This is a genomic window from Enterobacter sp. PL1 (genome assembly GCF_945957325.1).
Classification (GTDB): domain Bacteria; phylum Pseudomonadota; class Gammaproteobacteria; order Enterobacterales; family Enterobacteriaceae; genus Enterobacter; species Enterobacter roggenkampii.
The window spans coordinates 54,251-73,698 of sequence record NZ_CAMFKT010000017.1 but is presented as its reverse complement, the minus strand read 5'-3'; the positions used below and the strand labels follow the sequence as shown (position 1 = coordinate 73,698).

Annotated in this window: 24 protein-coding genes; 13 read left to right on the top strand and 11 right to left on the bottom strand. The window is 56.9% G+C overall.

Annotated elements, in window-relative coordinates; translation table 11 throughout:
• The first annotated feature begins 120 nt into the window (after positions 1-120).
• Positions 121-597 (top strand): WbuC family cupin fold metalloprotein, encoded by a 477-nt coding sequence (locus N6P30_RS16065; protein ID WP_008502351.1) that lies wholly within the window; start codon positions 121-123, stop codon positions 595-597.
• A gap of 65 nt (positions 598-662) precedes the next feature.
• Here the strand turns inward: N6P30_RS16065 and N6P30_RS16060 are convergent, their stop codons facing one another.
• On the bottom strand, positions 663-1,205 hold the full coding sequence (locus tag N6P30_RS16060) for a cysteine hydrolase family protein (RefSeq protein ID WP_023292510.1): 543 nt from the start codon (positions 1,203-1,205) through the stop codon (positions 663-665).
• 402 nt (positions 1,206-1,607) lie between these two features.
• On the opposite strand from N6P30_RS16060, the gene N6P30_RS16055 reads away from it, so the two are divergent.
• Complete coding sequence (locus N6P30_RS16055; protein ID WP_023292509.1) at positions 1,608-1,910, top strand: hypothetical protein; 303 nt, start codon at positions 1,608-1,610, stop codon at positions 1,908-1,910.
• A 114-nt stretch (positions 1,911-2,024) separates the two neighbouring features.
• On the opposite strand, the gene N6P30_RS16050 is transcribed toward N6P30_RS16055, so the two are convergent.
• The 6 genes from N6P30_RS16050 to N6P30_RS16025 all read right to left on the bottom strand — a co-directional run bounded on the left by N6P30_RS16050 (position 2,025) and on the right by N6P30_RS16025 (position 9,256).
• Positions 2,025-2,624: an NAD(P)H-dependent oxidoreductase gene (locus tag N6P30_RS16050; protein WP_023292508.1), complete on the bottom strand. Its 600-nt coding sequence runs from the start codon at positions 2,622-2,624 to the stop codon at positions 2,025-2,027.
• Positions 2,625-2,698: 74 nt separating this feature from the next.
• Positions 2,699-3,292: a TetR/AcrR family transcriptional regulator gene (locus tag N6P30_RS16045; protein ID WP_023292507.1), complete on the bottom strand. Its 594-nt coding sequence runs from the start codon at positions 3,290-3,292 to the stop codon at positions 2,699-2,701.
• 34 nt (positions 3,293-3,326) lie between these two features.
• A complete protein-coding gene (locus tag N6P30_RS16040) occupies positions 3,327-6,416 on the bottom strand; it encodes an efflux RND transporter permease subunit (RefSeq protein ID WP_023292506.1) in 3,090 nt (1,029 codons plus the stop codon).
• Positions 6,413-7,522, bottom strand: a complete 1,110-nt coding sequence (locus N6P30_RS16035; RefSeq protein ID WP_023292505.1) for an efflux RND transporter periplasmic adaptor subunit — start codon at positions 7,520-7,522, stop codon at positions 6,413-6,415. Before N6P30_RS16035 ends, N6P30_RS16040 begins: the two co-directional genes overlap by 4 nt.
• A gap of 74 nt (positions 7,523-7,596) precedes the next feature.
• Positions 7,597-8,211, bottom strand: a complete 615-nt coding sequence (locus N6P30_RS16030; RefSeq protein ID WP_032622997.1) for a TetR/AcrR family transcriptional regulator — start codon at positions 8,209-8,211, stop codon at positions 7,597-7,599.
• A 133-nt stretch (positions 8,212-8,344) separates the two neighbouring features.
• On the bottom strand, positions 8,345-9,256 hold the full coding sequence (locus N6P30_RS16025; RefSeq protein ID WP_023292503.1) for a LysR family transcriptional regulator: 912 nt from the start codon (positions 9,254-9,256) through the stop codon (positions 8,345-8,347).
• Positions 9,257-9,355: 99 nt separating this feature from the next.
• Between N6P30_RS16025 and N6P30_RS16020 the strand changes: the two genes are divergently transcribed.
• From N6P30_RS16020 to N6P30_RS16010, 3 genes are all read left to right on the top strand, one after another.
• Positions 9,356-10,471, top strand: a complete 1,116-nt coding sequence (locus N6P30_RS16020; RefSeq protein ID WP_023292502.1) for an alkene reductase — start codon at positions 9,356-9,358, stop codon at positions 10,469-10,471.
• Positions 10,468-11,187: an SDR family oxidoreductase gene (locus N6P30_RS16015; protein WP_023292501.1), complete on the top strand. Its 720-nt coding sequence runs from the start codon at positions 10,468-10,470 to the stop codon at positions 11,185-11,187. Before N6P30_RS16020 ends, N6P30_RS16015 begins: the two co-directional genes overlap by 4 nt.
• A 65-nt stretch (positions 11,188-11,252) precedes the next feature.
• Entirely contained in the window at positions 11,253-11,792 is a 540-nt protein-coding gene (locus tag N6P30_RS16010; RefSeq protein ID WP_023292500.1) for an ester cyclase, read from the top strand.
• A gap of 39 nt (positions 11,793-11,831) precedes the next feature.
• Here the strand turns inward: N6P30_RS16010 and N6P30_RS16005 are convergent, their stop codons facing one another.
• A complete protein-coding gene (locus tag N6P30_RS16005) occupies positions 11,832-12,299 on the bottom strand; it encodes a DUF1348 family protein (protein WP_021241363.1) in 468 nt (155 codons plus the stop codon).
• A gap of 104 nt (positions 12,300-12,403) precedes the next feature.
• Here N6P30_RS16005 and N6P30_RS16000 point away from each other — a divergent pair, with 104 nt between their 5' ends.
• Positions 12,404-12,982, top strand: coding sequence for a TetR/AcrR family transcriptional regulator (locus tag N6P30_RS16000; RefSeq protein ID WP_023292499.1), 579 nt, complete (start codon positions 12,404-12,406; stop codon positions 12,980-12,982).
• 113 nt (positions 12,983-13,095) lie between these two features.
• Here the strand turns inward: N6P30_RS16000 and N6P30_RS15995 are convergent, their stop codons facing one another.
• Positions 13,096-13,653 (bottom strand): histidine phosphatase family protein, encoded by a 558-nt coding sequence (locus tag N6P30_RS15995; RefSeq protein WP_021241365.1) that lies wholly within the window; start codon positions 13,651-13,653, stop codon positions 13,096-13,098.
• A 172-nt stretch (positions 13,654-13,825) separates the two neighbouring features.
• On the opposite strand from N6P30_RS15995, the gene N6P30_RS15990 reads away from it, so the two are divergent.
• Genes N6P30_RS15990 through N6P30_RS15975 form a run of 4 tightly spaced genes read left to right on the top strand, consistent with a single transcriptional unit; the run spans position 13,826 to position 15,816 of the window.
• A complete protein-coding gene (locus tag N6P30_RS15990; RefSeq protein WP_023292497.1) occupies positions 13,826-14,221 on the top strand; it encodes a DoxX family protein in 396 nt (131 codons plus the stop codon).
• Complete coding sequence (locus tag N6P30_RS15985) at positions 14,218-14,850, top strand: TetR/AcrR family transcriptional regulator (protein WP_021241367.1); 633 nt, start codon at positions 14,218-14,220, stop codon at positions 14,848-14,850. The genes N6P30_RS15990 and N6P30_RS15985 overlap by 4 nt, the downstream gene beginning before the upstream one ends.
• A 30-nt stretch (positions 14,851-14,880) precedes the next feature.
• Positions 14,881-15,285: a VOC family protein gene (locus N6P30_RS15980; RefSeq protein WP_008502334.1), complete on the top strand. Its 405-nt coding sequence runs from the start codon at positions 14,881-14,883 to the stop codon at positions 15,283-15,285.
• Between the two features lie 18 nt (positions 15,286-15,303).
• Positions 15,304-15,816: a GNAT family N-acetyltransferase gene (locus tag N6P30_RS15975; RefSeq protein ID WP_023292496.1), complete on the top strand. Its 513-nt coding sequence runs from the start codon at positions 15,304-15,306 to the stop codon at positions 15,814-15,816.
• On the opposite strand, the gene N6P30_RS15970 is transcribed toward N6P30_RS15975, so the two are convergent.
• Positions 15,797-16,585, bottom strand: a complete 789-nt coding sequence (locus tag N6P30_RS15970) for a hypothetical protein (RefSeq protein WP_008502332.1) — start codon at positions 16,583-16,585, stop codon at positions 15,797-15,799. The two genes, N6P30_RS15975 and N6P30_RS15970, sit on opposite strands and share 20 nt — an antisense overlap.
• 1 nt (position 16,586) lies before the next feature.
• Complete coding sequence (locus tag N6P30_RS15965) at positions 16,587-16,784, bottom strand: hypothetical protein (protein ID WP_008502331.1); 198 nt, start codon at positions 16,782-16,784, stop codon at positions 16,587-16,589.
• Between the two features lie 257 nt (positions 16,785-17,041).
• On the opposite strand from N6P30_RS15965, the gene N6P30_RS15960 reads away from it, so the two are divergent.
• Genes N6P30_RS15960 through N6P30_RS15950 form a run of 3 tightly spaced genes read left to right on the top strand, consistent with a single transcriptional unit; the run spans position 17,042 to position 19,448 of the window.
• The gene (locus N6P30_RS15960; protein ID WP_023292495.1) at positions 17,042-17,476 is read left to right on the top strand and encodes a nuclear transport factor 2 family protein; all 435 of its coding nucleotides are present in this window, start codon (positions 17,042-17,044) and stop codon (positions 17,474-17,476) included.
• On the top strand, positions 17,473-18,192 hold the full coding sequence (locus N6P30_RS15955) for an SDR family NAD(P)-dependent oxidoreductase (RefSeq protein ID WP_023292494.1): 720 nt from the start codon (positions 17,473-17,475) through the stop codon (positions 18,190-18,192). Before N6P30_RS15960 ends, N6P30_RS15955 begins: the two co-directional genes overlap by 4 nt.
• On the top strand, positions 18,189-19,448 hold the full coding sequence (locus N6P30_RS15950; protein ID WP_023292493.1) for an NAD(P)/FAD-dependent oxidoreductase: 1,260 nt from the start codon (positions 18,189-18,191) through the stop codon (positions 19,446-19,448). Before N6P30_RS15955 ends, N6P30_RS15950 begins: the two co-directional genes overlap by 4 nt.

The window sequence follows — 19,448 nt, the reverse complement described above, 5'->3', positions numbered from 1 at the left end:
TGACCACTCGCCCGGCAGTGATTTGTTTCACAAATCCCATCGCGCCTCGACCGTTCAGGATGGTATAACGTCCTGCGGCATCCGGGTTGCCGCAGACAGCCCACATACCTAAAGGTGTATATGAAACAGATTACTTTCAGTGACCTGCAGCAGCAAAGCGAGCAGGCCGCACATTCTCCTCGCTTACGCGCTCATCGTAATTTACACCCTGACCTGAGCGACCCGGTGCAGCGTCTGGCCATTGCAATGGAACCCGGTACCTATGTCCGCCCCCACCGCCATCCGCACACGTTTGAACTGCTGACGGCGCTGAGCGGCCGCTTTCTGGTGCTGAATTTTGACGACAGCGGCAACGTGACCCGGCGCGTGGTGTTAGGCGAAGAGTGTAAAGTCCTGGAGATGGATGCCGGAACCTGGCATGCCGTGCTGTCGCTGGATAAAGGCGGCGTCATTTTTGAGGTTAAACATGGGGGGTATCAGCCCGTGCCCGAGCATGATACCGCCCCATGGTCACCGGCAGAAAACGAGCCCGGCACCGAGAAGCTGATGCAATGGTATGCTCAGGCACAGGTGGGTGACGGTGGTTTTACCCTGTAATTATTCTCTTATGTGCCCGGCGCGCGAAAAGGCGAGCCGGGTAAAGAGATAAGCGCTCACCTGAGTCAACTCACCGTACTAAAAAGCCAGTCACGAGCAGTCGACAGCGTCACAAACGGGCCTGCCAGCGTGCTGTTGTGATGGGCAATAATGTCGCTGGCGGATAAACAGTCATTATCCATTGTGGTATGCGCATCTGAAATTAATACCGTCCTGAAACCCAGCTCCGGTGCGGCCCGGCAGGTCGTATCGACGCAAAACTCTGTTTTCATCCCGGCAATGACCAGCTGTTTGATGCCTCTCTGATTAAGTTCACGCAGCAATACCGTATCCCGAAAACAGCTGGGATAGCGCTTGGTGAAAACAACGTCCTGCTCCTTCACGTCCAGTTCAGGTATCAGCTGTGTTAACGGCCCCTTTTCTGAGAAGGGGGAGTCGTCCGGCCCAATATGGCGGGCAAAAAAGACGGGTACCTGCGCGTCTCGGGCGTTGGCGATTAACAAGCGGATATTGGCCAGAACGGCATCGGCGGAGCGGGGGGAAACCGGGCCCCGAAAGAGGCCCTGCTGCATGTCGATAATCAAGAGAGCATTGTCAGATGAAACCATTTCCTTTCTCCATTCAGAAGGTGGTGAACGGAGAAACATTTCCCCGTCCATGCCGGCGGGGGATTGAGGTTCTGTTTGTCAGTCGTTCACTACAGACACGCTCGCACCGCCGAAGGTTCCGGTGGTGGTGAGGGGGGCTGTTGGCTGAACTGACGTAAACATGTTATGACCTTCGCTGATATATCTTTTAAACCATATCCGGACGAGCCGTTAAACTTTAAAAATTTGCTGCCGATAGTTCTTTTCAATACCATCAATATGCATGTAAAGATGAACAAAATCATATCAGCATATTTGGTAGTTGCGTATTTGTCGGCTCGACTTATTGCACAATCCAACTGTGCGAGAGACTGGATAAAAACCGTTGTGTTTCGATAAAAAAATCACAAAAAGGATGTGCGTATGTTGAAAAGATTAGTCGCGGGACAGATGAGCTTACCGATGACTTTCTGGGGATGGGGAATTTGCGGTAATTTTCTACTGGGTCTCATTGGGCTTGCTGGAGTGCAGACCGGTCACCCGGCCATGGTGCCGCTTTCCTATATACTCAAAGCCATTCTGTTCAGTGCTGTACTTTCCGGCATAACTTTCATTCTGCGTCGAAAAATCACGGTATTGGGTGGGATCGCTTTTTTTATTATCTTGATTCAGGTGGTTATGAGTGTAGTGATGACGATTGGCCTTTCCTCGTTATTTTTTGAATAATCACAAGAAAGAGCGTTCCGGTTTGCCAGCAGGATCCCTGACGGTTAGTAACATCGAGAACTCGTGCCTCCTTATGGCGAAGGAGGCACGCCGTTGCTGGCTGGATAGCCGATATTATTTTAGGTTGCCGATCTCGCTCAGGAATTCGTCAACCTGCTCGGGCGTCGCCGTGTCTGCCTGGTAAAGGATATCGAGCTTAACGTTCTTCAACCCGCAGAAGCCAAATACCCCTTCGATTATCTGTGTCTGAATCGCCGTCGAGTAGCCGTGTTTATCAAATCCGGTGAGATCGCTCCCGCCAGTGGCAATCAGGCGGACGGGAACATCCCGTAAGTTGCCCACAATCCGGCCGTCGTCGGCCACCTTATACGCCCAGTTCAGGGTTAACACGCGATCGAACCAGCCTTTCAACAGCGCGGGAACCGACCACCAGTACACCGGGAAGACGAATACCAGCATATCCGCGCGCTCGACGCGCTGCTGCTCGCGCAGAATATCGTCGGGGAGGGCGCTCGGATCGCCGTGATACAAATCGAGATCGGCGCGGGTCATCGACGGATTAAACCCTTCAGCATGCAGATCGGCGATCTCAACCTGCGTACCTTCCTCGCGTAATTTCCCGGCAATACGAGCTGCCAGCGTATGGGATAACGAATTGTCGATCGGGTGTGCCGTCACGATCAGCGCGTTTTTAATGGCATGTGTTGCAGACATAGCGACCTCCAGATGGGGGAGAAGTGATGCCTATATTACTATTGGTAACTTAGGTGTCAATCCGCCCCCGGCGATCATTTTGTGCTATTCGCGTAGGTATCCAGCACTCCGGTCATGGCGCCGCAGAGCATATCTTCTGCCACATTCCGGGCGAGCACGCCGTTGCCCGCCGCGGTGCTGAGCGCCTCCGCCGCGCCAATGATGGCCGTCAGTACCGCTTCTCCCTGAACGCCTTTTAAGACGATAAAAGGAGAAAGCGCGGTGCGCAGGCAGTCGGCACATTCGGCCACGCACGCTTCCCGAAACGTCTGCAGCGCGCGAGAACCGGACAGCGCCGCGGCGATTGGCCCGGTTTCAGGTCCGGCGGCAATCGCACAGTCGATATAGGCCGCGCTGAAAAAGCGGATCGTCTTCTCCAGCGTTTTGCTGTCCACCGCCAGCGTCTCGCGGAATTTTGCCAGCTGCCGATCGCTATAATCCTGGTACAGCGCCATCAATAGCCCTTCACGATCGCCAAAGTGGTCGTAGGGGATGGGCTTGGTCACGTTAGCCCGTTCTGCCAGATAGCCAAGGGTCAACGCCTCCGTGCCTTGCTGACGTACGATCCCTCGCGCAACCTCCAGCAGCTGCACGCGGCGGTCCTCTTTTCTTAAGCGCTTAACAACCATGCTTGCCTCAGGTCAGTTATCTACTGATGGTAGTTTACACGTTTTCCGTGGCATGCTGCACGCGTTGTTCAACCGGGCGGATCCGGAACCAGATCGCATACATCGCGGGCAGGAAGACGAGCGTAATGATCGTCCCGCCCAGCGTTCCGCCGATCAGCGTCCAGGCCAGCGTGCCCCAGAACACCGAATGCGTCAGGGGAATGAACGCCAGCACGGCCGCCATGGCGGTCAGTAAGACCGGGCGTGCGCGCTGGACCGTCGCCTCGACCACCGCCTGGAACGGATCGAGGCCGTCCTTCTGGTTATGATCGATTTGGCCGATCAGGATCAGCGTATTGCGCATCAGAATGCCGGAGAGGGCGATCAGGCCGACCAGCGCGTTGATGCCAAACGGCTGATTAAATATCAGCAGGGTCGGCACGACGCCAATCAGCCCCAGCGGCGCGGTTAAGAACACCATGACCATCGCGGAGAGTGAGCGCACCTGCAAAATGATGATCAGCAGCGTCAGGGCAATCATGATCGGGAACAGCGGTAACATGGCCTGCGTGGCTTTACCCGACTCCTCAATCGACCCCGCCATGTCAATGCGGTAGCCAGCCGGCAGCGAATCAACGATCGGCTGGAGCTCTTTCATGATGGCGACCGACACGTCCGGCGGCTGAAGATTGTCGGCGATATCGCCCCGTACGGTAATCGTGGGGGTGCGATCGCGGCGGCGCAGGATCGGGTCTTCCATGCCGACCTCTATCTTGCCAATTTGAGACAGCGGCACGCGCTGTCCCGCATTGCCGACCAGGGTAAAGCCTTCGATTTTTGCCGGGTCAAGGCGGATATCACCCGCCGCGCGGGCAACGACGTCTACCGATCGAATATCTTCCCGCACGGAGGTGACAGGCACGCCGGAGAGCAGGAACTGAAGCTGCCCGGCAACGGCGCTGGAGGTCAAGCCGGTTGCCTGCAGGCGGTTCTGATCGAGAGTGAAATGGAGCACCGGAACGCGCGAGCCCCAGTCGGTGTTAACGGTTCGCATCATCGGGCTTGCCTGAAGCACGGCTTTCACCCGTTCGGCGATGTCCTGCACCTGTTTGACGTTCGGCCCCGACACGCGCCAGGCAACCGGGAAAGGCGAGTAGGGGCCAAACACCAGCTGCGACACCCGCACGCGGGCTTCGGGCGCAAGGCCGCTGGCGACGGCCTCCCTGAGCCTGAACTTGAGCGCCTCGCGTGACGTCTCGCTGTCCGTCAGGATCACGATTTTCGCAAAAGAGGGATCGGGCAGCTCGGGGGCCATTGCCAGATAGAAACGGGGCGAGCCCTGACCAATATAGGCCGTGACGATTTTGGCTTCCGGCTGCTTGCCCAGCCACGCTTCTATTTTTGCGGTAGCGGCGCTGGTTTGCGCAACCGAGGTGCCATAGGGCATCTGCACTTCAACCAGCACTTCCGGGCGATCGGAGGTCGGGAAGAACTGTTTTTTTACCAGCCCCATGCCGAGCACGGCCAGAATGAAAATGGCGACCACGGACCCGGCCACGCGCCACTTTCTGGCGATAACGCGGCCAAGCAGCTGGCGAAAGCGGTTATAGCGAGGCGTGTTATAGATGGCGGCATGGCCCCCTTCCACTTTGGGGATCGCCGGCAGGATCTTCACCCCCAGATACGGCGTGAACACCACCGCCACAAACCATGAGGCAATCAGGGCGAGGCCGACAATCCAGAACATATTGCTGGTGTATTCCCCGGCGGTCGACTGGGCAAACCCATTCGGCATAAAGCCAATCGCCGTCACCAGGGTACCGGCCAGCATCGGCGCGGCGGTGTGGCTCCAGGCGTAGGCCGAGGCTTTGATTCTGTCGTAACCTTCCTCCATCTTCACCACCATCATTTCGATGGCGATAATCGCATCGTCAACCAGCAGGCCGAGGGCGAGGATCAGGGAGCCCAGCGTGACGCGGTCAAAGTTTATTCCCGCGGCCTCCATCACCACGAAAACGACCGCCAGCGTCAGCGGCACCGCCGCCGCAACCACCCCCCCCACGCGCCAGCCCATGCTGACAAAACAGACCACCATGACCACAAGCAGGGCGACGAAGAATTTGATCATAAACTCATCGACCGAGGAGCGGATATTCACGGACTGGTCGGTGACTTTGGTCAGGGTCATGCCAAGCGGCAGGCTATCGTTGATTTTCGCCGTCTCCGCATCCAGCGCTTTACCCAGCGCCAGGCCGTTCCAGCCCTCACGCATGACAACGCCCAGCAGCAGGGCGGGTTCATGCTGATTGCGTATCAGCATCGTCGGGGGATCTTCATAGCCTCGTTCAACCGTTGCCACGTCCGACAGCGTGAGCGTTTTGCCCTGAGCGACTAAAGGCGTATCGCGGATTTTCTGCAGTTCATCGAACGCGCCGTCCAGGCGGATAAAAATCTGCGCGCCCCGGGTCTCAATGGCACCCGCCGCGGCCAGGGCATTCTGGCCGTTGAGAGCATTGAAAATATCCTGCGGTGAGAGGCCCATCGTCGCCAGACGGTCATGGGAGAAGGCGATATAAATCCGCTCGGCCTGTTCACCGATGATGTTCACTTTTTTGACCCCTGGAACGTGCAGAAGCTGCTGGCGCAGGCCTTCGGCATCGCGTACCAGCTGCCGCTGCGGTTCGCCTTTTGCTTTCAGAGCAAAGAGGGCAAAGGTGACATCCGAGAATTCGTCATTGATCATCGGGCCGATGACGCCCGCCGGGAGACGCTGGGATTCATCTCCAAGCTTTTTACGCGCCTGATAGAACTCCTCCTGCACTTCGGCTGGCGGGGTCTTGTCCTGCAACGACAGGGTGATATACGCCATGCCGGGACGGGTATAGGTTTCGGTACGGTCATACCATTTGAGTTCCTGCAGGCGCTTTTCCAGCGGCTCCGCGACCTGATCCTGGATCTCCTGCGCGGTCGCACCCGGCCAGACGGCAATCGCCGTCATCTGCTTCACGGTGAAGGGCGGATCTTCCGCGCGTCCCAGTCCAAAAAAGGCGTAAATACCGGCAATCGTCACCAGAACGATCAGAAACAGCGTGACGGAACGCTCGCGGACGGCCAGCGCTGACAGGTTGAAGCGGCTTTGGCTCATGGCGCGTTCTCCGCCGGAGCGGCATGGCGCTGTTCTGCCAGCCTGACAACTTCACCTTCGTGCAGAAGATGGGCGCCTAACGCAACGATCTTCTCCCCGGGCTTCACGCCGCCCGTGACCTGGACCGCATCTTCGCCCACGCTCAGCACCGTAACCGGCGTCCATGTGACCTTTGCCGGCTGGGCGGAAATGCGCCAGACGCCGGGCCCTTTACCCGCATCGTAGAGTGAGGCCAGCGGGACCTGCATGGCCTGACCTTCCGCTTTCGGGTCTTCAAGGCTGAGCGTGACGGTCGCCCCCAGCGGCGCGTTCGCCAGCTGGCCTGCCAGCACGTAGCGTGCTTCATACGTCCGGGTTGTGGCATCCGCGGAGTCAGACAGCAGGCGCAACGTGGCGGTGACCGGGTGTTGTTCACGGCCATAAAGCGTGGCCCGTGCTTCGCTGCCGACGGCAGGGCGCAGCGTCTCCGGAAGCTGCACGAGCGCTTCGCGCTGCCCCGCTCTGGCAAGGCGGATCGCCACCTGTCCGGCGCTGACCACCTGACCGGGTTCGGCAAGCGTCTCCATCACCACGCCGTCTGAATCCGCCAGCAGGACGGCATAGCCCGTGGCGTTTTGCGCCACGTTGGCCTGCGCCCGGGCGGCGCTGAGATCCGCCCTGGCCGTATCGGCCGCCGCTTTAATCTGATCGTACTCCGCGGCGGACACCGCGCCGGACGCCACCAGACCGCGATAACGCGCCTCATCGCTGGTGGCTTTTCTCGCCCGCGCCTGGGCAGCATCCACCGCGCGCTGCTGCGCCTGAGCCTGTAATTTCAGGTCAACCGGATCCAGACGCAGCAAGGGCTGGCCCTGTTTGACGGTCTGCCCGGTATCCACCAGGCGTTCGAGGATTTTACCCTGAACCCTGAAGCCCAGGTCGCTTTGCGTTCTTGCCACCACCACGCCCGTAAAGGTGCGAGCGGCTGGATTCGCCCTCTCGACGGAGGCGGATCTGACAAGCGGAGGCCTGGTGCGCGGATCGTCACTCGCGGAAATATCGCCGCATGCCGCGAGGGCAAACGGCAGAAGACATATGGCAAGGCGGGCAGAAGTGAGCCTGAGCATGGGAAACCCTTTTGAAGTAACAGGACAGTTTCCGCATTCTGTGATTAGTGACCAATAAAGTCAATGGTCACTAATCAGGGGGCCAGGCTTCTTAAAATCAGTGAGGAGAGAAGTACCGCCGCCGTTGGGGCAGTTTCAAGGTTGTACTGCAGCTGAACGGGGTTAATGTAAGGGCACATCACCATGTAAACGGCACAGGTGACCTCGTCCAGCGGCGTCTTCCTTTCGAACTCTCCAGCCTGTCTGCCTTCGATAATGATGGTCTCAATCAGCTTCAGGAGGCTTTCGGTATACCTTTCCGTCGAAGGCCACTTCTCCCGTGACGCGACGGCGGCGATGTCGTAGAGCTTGCGATCGTGGAAAAATAGCTCGCTGCCGGCCTCGGTGAGCGACTTAAAAAGACGGCGGAGTTTTTCGCTGGCTGACGGCGCATCCTCAATGGCGGAAAGCACGGCCGCCATGATCAGCTCCAGGCGGTTAGCGCAGATCACTTCGCCGATAGCCTGCTTGGAATCGAAGAACTTATAAATGTAGGATTTTGAAAAACCGATAGATTTCGCCAGCTCGGCGACGGTGGTTTTTTCATAGCCGTAATGGCCGAAGTGCTCAAAGGCCGCTTCGACGATTTGCTCTCTGACAGAATGGTCAAGTGGACCACGTATTGATGGGGCGTTCATAGTTTTAGTCATTATGTAAGCTTAGCGTGACGAGCCAGGGTTGGCAACGAGTGACCATTTTGTACTTTGGTTACTGTTGTGCTGTTTTACGTCGTGAAGACGGGACAATCGGCCAGGTGGAGTAAGTGTATCACTGTTTTTTACGTTAATGTTTTTTAAGCCAGTCGAGAAAAAACTGGCTGAACGCCGTAACCTGAAGCGGCTGCAGCTTGCGCTGCGGGTAAACAAGCTGCAGCCCGACATCTTTGCGATCGTAGCGGCTAAAGCCGGTGAAGCTGTCGGCAAACAGCACCGTGAGTCTTCCGGCGTCAACGTCGTCTTTGACGTCCCACCACGATTTCCCGGCGATGCCCGCTCCGCCCAGGGCCCACTGACGAAGCAATGCCCCGTCGTCGCACACCATGGCGGGCTCGACGCGAACAACGCTTTCCTCTCCCTCATGTTCAAAGCGCCATTCGTTCATCACCACGCCCTGAGACTCCAGCGCCAGGCACCGGTGCCGGGCTAGATCGGCAAACGTGGCGGGGATACCGTGGTCGTTAAGATACGCCCCGGAGGCAACCAGCACCCGACGGTTCGGGCGGATGTTTCTGACGACAAGGCTGCTGTCCGGCAAATTGCCGAAGCGCACGCTCATATCCAGCCGGTTAGCGACCAGATCCTCAACGTGTTCTTTTAGCGAGATGTAAAATTTGACGGCAGGATGGTGACGCGAAAATTCAATGACGGCGGGGCTGAGATACTGTCTGCCAAAGTCCGAGGGCGCGGAAAGGCGAATATTGCCGCTGAGCACGCCCTCTTTTTGCGTCAGCAGCGACTCGGCGTGGTGCACCTCTTCCAGCACGCGCAGCGCGGCGTGATAAAACTCTTCGCCTGCGCGGGTCAGGGTGAGGGATCGCGTTGAGCGATGAAACAGGCGCGTCTGGTAACGCTCCTCAATTGCCTTCAGCCTGGCGGTCATCGTGGCAGGAGAAAGCGACAGGCGACGTCCGGCGGCGGAAAGACTCCCGGCCTCGGCAACTGCCACCAGTAAGGCCATGTCTTCGAGTTTACCCATTATTCATCTTTTCCGAAAAGTGCATCTATTTTTAGCGTAATTATCAAAATCAGATGCCGACTGTAAAGTGATTTCATCCAAACCATAAGGGATGAAAACATGAAACCTGCTTCACTCTTTGAACGCTACAGGCTGGGGTCGCTGGACCTGAAAAATCGTATCGTCATGGCGCCGATGACCCGCGCGCGCTCCCTTCAGCCGGGCAACATTCCCTCCGCGCTGATGGCGGAGTATTACCGGCAGCGGGCCAGCGCGGGGTTAATCATCACCGAAGCCACGCAGATCTCGCCTCAGGGTCAGGGATACTCCTGGACGCCCGGCATCCATTCGCCGGAGCAGGTTTCAGGATGGCAGCTCACCACAGGCGCCGTGCATCAGGCGGGCGGCGTCATTTTTTCTCAGCTCTGGCACGTTGGGCGAATGTCGCACGCCAGTTTTCACCAGGATGGTCAGCCCGTCGCCCCGTCAGCGCTGGCTCCGGACGCGCAGGTGTGGGTGGTGAATGAGCGTGGGGAAGGCCAGATGGTTGACTGCCCGCAGCCGAGAACGCTCTCACGCAAGGACATTCAGAACATCGTCGCGGACTATCGCCAGGCCGCTTTGAATGCCGTTCAGGCCGGGTTTGATGGCGTGGAGGTCCACGGCGGAAACGGCTATCTGATCGACCAGTTCCTGCGCCAAACCTCCAACAAACGCACGGACGAGTACGGCGGTACGGTGGCTAACCGGATCCGCTTCGCCCAGGACGTGTTAAGCGCGATTGCCGAAGCCATTGGTCACGAACGTACGGGCATCCGTCTTTCGCCGTTTATTACCCAGCGCGGGATGAACGACCCGCAGGTCTCTGAAGCCATACTCGCGCTTGCGGCCTGGTGCGAACAAAAAGGGATTGCGTTCATCCACCTGGCGGAAGCCGACTGGGACGACGCGCCGCAGATACCCGAGCGTTTCCGTCAATCCCTTCGCGAGACCTTCAGCGGAACGCTGATCGTCGCGGGCAACTATGACCTTGCCAAAGCCGAAGAAATTCTGGCGGCGGGCTATGCCGATTTGATTGCCTTCGGACGACCGTTTATTGCCAACCCGGATTTACCTCACCGGCTGGCCCACCGCTTGCCGCTGGCCCAGGTGTGCGACCCCGCCACGCTGTTTGGCGGGACCGCGACGGGATATACCGATTACCCAACGTACACCCTGGAGGAGGAAACGTTATGACCCGTAAAACCTTAATTATCGGCGGCGCTTCCGGCATCGGTTTCGCCGTGGGCACCCTGCTTGCCGGGCGCGGCGAGGAGATTATGCTTGCTGGGCGCGACAGCGCGAAACTGGACGCTGCACGTCAACGACTGAGCGCTCATGCCGCGTCTGTTAGCACTCTCGTGCTCGATATCAGCCGTGAGGCAGAGCTTGTTGCGCTCAGTGAAACGCTGGGCGAGGTCAATAATATTGTCGTCACTGCGGGCTCACAGGCGCCGGGTGGGCTGCTTTCCGGACTGGATCTCCGTGCGGCAAGACATGCCTTTGATACAAAATTCTGGGGAAGCCTCAATGTCGCCCGCTATCTCAGCGGGAACATCGCCCCCCGCGGTACGCTGACCTTCACCAGCGGGTTTGTGGCGCGCCGCACCGTGGCGGGCGCCATCGTAAAAACAACGATGAATGCCGCCATTGAGGCCGCGACAAAGGTACTGGCGAAAGAGCTTTCCCCGCTGCGCGTCAACGTCGTGAGTCCGGGGCTGACCGACACGGAAGCGTATGCGGGGATGGACGCCGCCGCGCGGGAAAAAATGCTCGCAGGCGCGGCGGAAACCCTGCCAGCCAAAGCCTGGGGAAGGGCGCAGGACATCGCACAAGGGTATCTTTTCGCCATGGACAACCCCTTTGTCACCGGGTCGGTCATTGATATTGCGGGCGGGGCGTTAATTAACTGACCCCTCATTAATGTGATCCGCAGGGTATCGTCTGCGGGTAACGTAACATTCTGTAGAGAGACATCATGAAATATACGACGTGCTTTCGTCCCGCTATCGCGGCGCTTATTTTTGCTGGTCTGTCGGGCAATGCTATTTCCGCGCAGGGGGAAAGGGTACAGCCGAAACAGCTGATTGTGGACAAGAGCCTGCCCCTGGTGCAATTAAAGACGAATGAAGCCGTTGCCAGAGAATATGCCACGTTCTGGAACACCGGTAATGAAACTCTGGCGCGTGATGCCCTGGCGGCAAACTTTGTTGATAAAACACCGCCGGAAGGCCGTAAGCAGGGGCCGGAAGGCGCTATTTTAGCCTCGCGGGCGTTTCGCACGGCCGTGCCCGATTTGCGCTGCGACGTTGAGCAGATGATTATTTCAGGCGACCGCGTAGTCTCACATTTACATTTTTACGGCACATTCACCGGGACATTTGGCAGGCTGAAAGGAAAGGGGCAGAAAATAGATTTTATCGCCACGGATATCTATGAAATCCGTGACGGTAAAATTGCAGCGAACTGGCATATTGAGGACAACATGACGCTGATGAAACAGCTGGGCGCACTCTAAACGCATCACTCCGGGGCGCCCCGGAGTGATGTAGAAATCTTATAAGCCCAGATCGCTCAGCGACGGGTGATCGTCCGGGCGTCTGCCCAGCGGCCAGTGGAACAGTCGCTCGGATTCTTTTATCGGCATATCATTTACGCAGGCAAAACGACGCTTCATCAAGCCGTCTGGGTCGAATTCCCAGTTCTCGTTGCCGTACGAACGGAACCAGTTGCCTGAATCATCATGCCATTCATAGGCATAGCGGACCGCGATGCGGTTATCCGTAAAGGCCCACAGCTCTTTAATCAGACGATAATCCAGCTCTTTTTTCCATTTCCTTTCGAGAAACGCCCGGGCCTCTTCACGGTTGGTGGCGAACTCTGCACGGTTGCGCCATTGGGTATCCAGCGTATAGGCCAGCGCGACTTTCGCCGGGTCGCGACTGTTCCAGCCATCTTCTGCCAGCCTGACTTTTTCGATGGCGCTTTCACGGGTGAAGGGCGGTAAAGGAGGACGTGTGTTCATGGCGGTTACCTCAGTGTGATTTTGTGTAGACAGGTCTGTCTACTTGGGGTAATCTATGCCTGAAAAATAACGCTGTCAACACCCTTTTTGAGGCTGTCGAAAAAATGAAAACCGAACACGCAGGCAACGAAACAAAAATTAGCGTCCGGGATAAAATATTACTCACGGCGCACGATCTGTTTTATTCCACGGGCTTCAGGGCGACGGGGGTGGATACGCTGATTAAAGAGGCGAAAGTGACGAAGGTGACGTTTTATCGCCATTTTCCGAGTAAGAGCTTGCTTATTCTCGCCTATTTACACTATCGACATGAAATATGGATTAACTGGTTTGAGGCCACGCTTCGTCGACATCTCGTTGAAGGCCAGACGCCTGCGGACGCTCTATCGGCTACCCTTTATGAATGGTTTATTTCGCCTGATTTCCACGGCTGTGCGTTTATTAATGCCAGCGCCGAAGCCAAATCCGAAGATATTGAAAGCGAAATAAAAGCGATATGCCGCGATCATAAAATCGAAACAAAGAATATTATTGCGTCTCTGACGACCATCGCGGATGAGCGCGTCGTCAATGAAATCATGCTGCTCATTGACGGCGCCATTATTCATGCGCAGATGGGCATGGAGACGGATGAGGTCATCGCGTCGTTGAAGAGGGCGCTGGCAGACTTAATCGGGGGCTAGCGAGGATCCCCTTAGTCCTCCAGACGAAGGCTGACAGGTGCATTCAGCATTTGCGAATAACAGTCGGCTGGCGTGCGCCGAGGATGAACAATCCTCGGCCTCAGCATGTGCCGCTATACCATGCTGTAAACCCCCGCTCCCCAGTACCCCTTACCCGGACGAGTCTGTTCTTTCCAGCCTGATGCGATCAGTTCTTTTGCAATGAACCGGTTGATGACCCCGTGCCCCATTAGCAAGACGGGGCCGTCAGAGTCCTTCGCTACATTCACCAGGATTTCTGCCGCCTTAACTGCACGTTCTTTTGCGGCGCTTACGCGCTCTGACTCGCCAGACAGGCCGCAGAGCCAAAGAACGCGAAACAGCGCTGCCCAGTAAAAAGGCGATAGCCGGAACCCCGGAATACGGAACACCGGCAGCTCTGCTTCCCGAAAAACCTCATCAATTAAGCCCGGTTCACACCCCAGCGTTTTCAACGATGAAAGGGCTCGCGGGAGAGGGCTGCTGAGAAACGTCAGTGCGCGGTACGCGAGGATTTGAGCCATCTCCGAAGGTCTGTCGCGGCCCGTTGAAGAGCGGTTATAGCTGTCGATCCATCCCACCATTTCCCTGTACGACACCTTTCCGGCGCCCCTGTATTCGGGTTCGCCGTGGCGCATCAAAATAATTTCCATATGTCTTCATCGCTCACCATCCATTCACCAGAGGCAGACTAGCGCGTTCTCACACTGATGTTCACCCACCCGTTTTGGAGTGTCAGGGCGGTGATCGCACTTATCAGACTTGTCGGTCTGTTAATTAATAAGTAGACTAGCCAGTCTTTTAAATGATCAAAGAGATAATTCAGTGTCAAAAATCACGTCATCTATCACAACACTCTGTCTTTCAAGAATTTTATTGACCTTTTTCTTCTGGATGGCAGGCTTTTATGGGTTGTTCAACTTTGGAGAGATTGTGCTGGAAATGGTGGATGTGGGTCTCCCCTGGCCCGTCTTATTCGCGACAGGCACCATTCTCTGTCAGCTTGTAGGCTCTGCTCTGGTGATTTCGAATTTTGCCGGCTACGGATGGATTGGATCGGCAATGCTGATTGTGTTTACATTACTCACCATTCCGGTGGGGCATCCATTCTGGAAATTTAGCGAGCCCCAGCGCACCCAGGAGTTTCATATCGCGCTTGAACACATAACCGTTATCGGGGGGCTCATGATGAGCATGCTTTTGTCAGGTCGTAAACGATGAGAGAAAAGGTTCGGCAGAAAGGCCGCCCAAAAGATCCGTCAAAGGAGCAGGCGATACTGCAGGCCGCAAGAAGCCTGTTTCTCGAGAAAGGCCTCGATGTCACGACGGAAGAAATTGCCCGCGTTGCCGGGGTGGCAAAAGCCACGCTTTATGCCAATTTCGCGGATAAAGACCTGCTTGTTGAGGCCGTACTCCGTAAGGAATCGGATCTGACCATCAGTGACAGTGATTTTTCCGAGCGGCATCATCTGTCGTTGACCGAGGTCTTAACCGCGTTTGGCAACCGTTTTGTCCGCTTCATCAACCAGCGCGAGCTGACGGGCTGGGACCGCTTAATTGCCTCCGCCGCTATTCGTCATCCGGAGTTACCCGCGCGTTTTTATGCGGCAGGTCCCGGCAGGGCGCAGCAGATGCTGGAGACAATTATCGGTGAAGCCGTTGAAAAGGGCTTACTGATCGCGTGCTCCCCGCGCGAAGCGGCTGACGACCTGGCCGGGTTGTGGCTCGGGATGACAAGCCTTGAGATAAAGCTTGGCGCCAGAAAAAGCTTATCTGATGAAGAAATTGCTCGTCGGGTTACGCATGCGATCGCTGTTTTTATGTGCGCGTATTCAGTGGAAAAGCGCTGAGCATAACCATTTAGAGTAAAGGTAACGGAAATGAGAACACAGAAACGATGCCTCGGCTGCGTGGCTATTGTGGTTGATGACTACGATCGCGCCATTGAGTACTACACAGACAAGCTGGGGTTTACCCTCGTAGAGGATACGCCGCAACCGGGTAAACGCTGGGTGGTCGTCTCGCCCAATCCGGAAAGCGACTGCAACATTTTGCTGGCTCGTGCGTCTAATGAGAGGCAGGAAGGTTTTATCGGTAATCAATGCGGCGGCAGAGTTTTCCTGTTCCTTCAGACGGATGATTTTTGGCGCGATTACCATGCCATGAAGGCAAAAGGCGTTCATTTCTGCGAAGAACCGCGTGAGGAAGAGTACGGTACGGTGGTGGTGTTTGAAGATATGTACGGCAACCGCTGGGATCTCTATCAACATGCTCAACGCGGGTGATTACGCGGGATACCTTCCATGACGCTTCGAATTCGACAGGCCACCGGGGCCGATTCAACGCTATTAAGCGAGTTGGGATATCGTATCTATCCCGCGCATTTTCAGCATCTCTGGGTATCAGATGCGGAGATGAAGGCTTTTCTGGACGCCGAGTATGCCCCTTCCGTCATTGAGCAGAGCCTGACCGAGAGCCATGTTTCCTGGTTTGTGGCAGAAACCGATCGGCCTGTGGGATTTATGAAAGTGACCTGGGACGCCATGCTTCCTGAAACGGACAAGAGGGGCGTTCTCCTCAACAAGCTCTACCTCGATCCTGCCGAGACCGGCAAGCACTATGGTCAGGACATGTTCAATAAAATTATCGACATGGCCCGAAGCAGGGGAAAGGACTCTCTCTGGCTGGAAGTGCTTGAGCAGAACGCAGGAGCGTACCGGTTCTACCAGAAGCAGGGCATGCTCTGCATTAAGAACGTCCTTTTTGAAACAGCCTCACAGCAGAGCATACTCAGAATTATGGGGATGTCTCTTTAGGGCCAGGGCTCTCGTCCCGCTGTGCCAGCGACAGCGCGCTGGCGCTGGCGGGATCGAACAGCGAGATGCTCTCAATCTGATTGAGTAAAATCACCTTGCGGAATGACATGGCGCTGCGGGGTTCCGAGTCGAGCGTAATGTCATGCTCCGCATACCACCGGCTGTAATTATTCTCGATGCGCAGGTTCATCGTCTTCGCATCCCGGTACCCGCTCAACATTGGGATCAGCACGATATTGGCCGTTTTTTCATATTCCAGCGTCGCGGTGTGGATCATACCCACGTAAATCCGCCTCGAGCGGAGCGTGACCTGCGCCAGCTCGCCTTGCTCCATACACTGATAGAGCAGTTGTTCAATCCCGCTCGCCTGCGCAAGCCGTTTGTAGAGCTTTTTCCGACTCTCGCCATCCAGCCTGGCGCTGCCTGCCCAGTTAGAGCGGTAGAGGCAAAACAGAATGGCAAACGCCAGCATCACCACCACCGGCGCCTGAATGCCTAAAAAACTCCAGTTCATAAAGTCGATTTGCCAGTCGGTGTATTTTGGTGAGGCAAAGTGGAAGGCGTTGTTGGCGGCGGAAAGGGTGAGCAGCAGCAGCCAGAGCAGCCCCGTAGCAATCACCCCCTGCAGAACAAAAATACAGCCGTAAAGCGCAACGAGAAAATAGACGTCCCAACCAAAGGAACGCTTGATTTTAAAGCGGGTCGACAGGTCGCGGCTGGTGTACCAGTACCCGCAGACCATCAGCACCATAAATATCGCCGTTCCCATATCAGGCCCTCTTCAGCGCGTTAACGTGACGCAGAAAGTCCTGCCGCACCTCGTTGCTCTTGTAGTTCACCGAGGCGTTCCCGTCCTGGTCGATAATGATGCGGTCGCCATCTTCCACGGCTTCAATAATTTCCTGCTGACTCATCACCTGCAGTAAGGATTCCGGGCTTGAGAAGAGGGAGAGAAAGAAACGTTTCATGTCAGGCATCCTTATGAATAAAAAGGATAAGCCTGGAAGATGACCGCTGAATTTGCCTTAAGGATAACCTGAAAGTGAAAGCCGGGTGGCGGCTACGCCTTACCCGGTCGACAAAACCGTCAAATGATTGAGTTATCAAGTTATTGATATTTATGGGTAATAAAAAATAAATTTGCACAAACTTGGACAAATAACGTTAATTGTGTAAGTTTTAAGTATGCGATTACGCCACGTTGTTTACAGCCAGGATGTGACCCATGAGCACTTTGCCCTCTGTCGTGAGTCGGTTTGTTGAGTACTACGCCGCACTGGATAGCCAGCCGCCGTCCGCGCTGGTCGGGCTTTACCATTCAAATGCCACGCTTGTCGATCCGTTCGGCGAGCACGACGGTATCTTTGCGCTTCAGCGCTATTTCACCCATCTGCTGGCCAACGTCGAGAACTGCCGTTTTTCTATCGACCCGCCGCTCTGCAGCGGGAGCCGGTTTGTTGTCACCTGGGTGATGCACTGGTCGCATCCGCGCATTGCCGGAGGCGAACCGCTCGATCTGCCGGGGTGCTCGGTGGTGGAGACGGAAAACGATCTCATCACCCACCAGCGCGACTACTACGATGCGGGAGAGATGATCTACGAACATCTTCCTCTGCTGGGCTGGGCGGTACGCGGCGTGAAGCGGAGGGTCAAATCATGAAGACGGTACTGATTACCGGTGCAAGTTCGGGCATTGGCGCCGGGCTGGCAAAATCCTTCTCCGCTGACGGCTATCATGTGATTGCCTGCGGGCGCGATCCGGCGCGTCTGGAAGCGCTGCATCAGACCTGCCCCAATCTCACCGTTCGCCTGTTCGATATGACGGACCGGGAGGCCTGCCGACAGGCGCTGACCGGCAGCTACGCCGATCTGATTATTCTCTGCGCCGGTACCTGCGAATACCTCGACGGTGGCGTGGTGGATGCGGCGCTGGTGGAGCGGGTCATGAACACCAATTTTCTCGGGCCGGTGAACTGCCTTGAGGCGCTGCAGCCGCAGCTGGTTCGAGGCAACCGCGTGGTGCTGGTGAGCTCGATGGCCCACTGGCTGCCTTTCCCCCGCGCAGAGGCCTACGGTGCGTCCAAAGCGGCGCTGAGCTGGTTTGCCGAAAGCCTGCGCCTGGACTGGGAGCCAAAAGGGATTACCGTCACGGTTGTCTCTCCGGGCTTCGTCGATACGCCCCTGACGCGGAAAAACGATTTTGCCATGCCGGGTCGGGTGACCGTCGATGAGGCGGTGAAGGCGATCCGTATCGGGCTGGCGGCCGGGAAAATGCACATCGCGTTTCCTGCCGGATTTGGCTTCATTTTGCGGCTGCTCTCAGGGCTGCCTGCTTTTCTTCAGCGCACGCTGCTGCGCAGGATGGTGCGTTCATGAACATTGCAATTATCGGCAGCGGCATTGCCGGGCTGACGTGCGCCTGGCGACTGGCCGGGCACCATCAGGTGACCCTGTTTGAAGCGGGATCCACACCGGGCGGCCATACCGCAACGGTTGACGTGACGACGCCACAGGGCACATACGCGATCGATACCGGGTTTATCGTCTACAACGACCGCACCTATCCGCGCTTTATGGGCCTGCTCAGCGAGCTGGGTATCAGCGGGCAAAAAACCCAGATGAGCTTTTCAGTACACAACCCCGAGACGGGTCTGGAATACAACGGGCACACCCTGACGTCGCTGTTTGCCCAGCGCCGAAATCTCGTCAATCCGACATTCTGGCGGCTTCTCGGTGAAATCGTCCGCTTCAATCGTCTGGCAAAACAGGCGCTGGACGGGGAAGTGGAGCCGAACGCCACGCTGCAGACGTTTCTGGACCAGCACGGCTTTACGCCGTTTTTTGCGCGCCACTATATTCTGCCGATGGGGGCCGCCATCTGGTCATCCTCGCTGCAGGAGATGAAGCGTTTCCCGCTGCCGCTCTTTTTACGTTTCTTCCAAAACCACGGTCTGCTGGATATCACCCATCGCCCGCAGTGGTACGTGGTGCCGGGCGGCTCGCGAGAGTATATCCGCGCGATGCTGGACAAACTGGGCGATCGGCTGACGGTGCATCTCAATTCACCGGTTCAGCGGGTGAGCCGCCACGAGGACGGGGTCACGCTCCAGCTTAAAAACGGCAGCCATACCTTCGACCAGGTGATATTTGCCTGCCACTCCGGCAGTGCTCTGGCGATGCTTGACGACCCGACCTCCGCAGAGCGCGAGGTGCTGGGCGATATCGGCTGGCAGCGCAACGAGGTGGTGTTGCACAGCGACCCGCGCTGGCTGCCGGTGCGGCCGCGCGCCTGGGCGAGCTGGAATTACCGGCTGAGCGCGCAGGCGCAGGCCAGCGCCTGTGTGACCTACAACATGAACATTCTGCAGGGGCTGCCTGCGGGCAGCCCGCTGTTCTGCGTCACCCTGAACCCGGACGCGGCGGTGGATGAGCGCTTCGTTCTGCAACGCTTCGTTTATGAGCATCCGCTGTTTAACCCGCAAAGCTGGCGGGCGCAGGCGCGGCGCGGCGAGATCAACGGTCACCAGCGGAGCTGGTACTGTGGGGCTTACTGGTACAACGGTTTTCATGAAGACGGCGTGCGCAGCGCGCTGGACGTGGTCAACGCGATAGCGGCCGGAGAGGGGAACTGA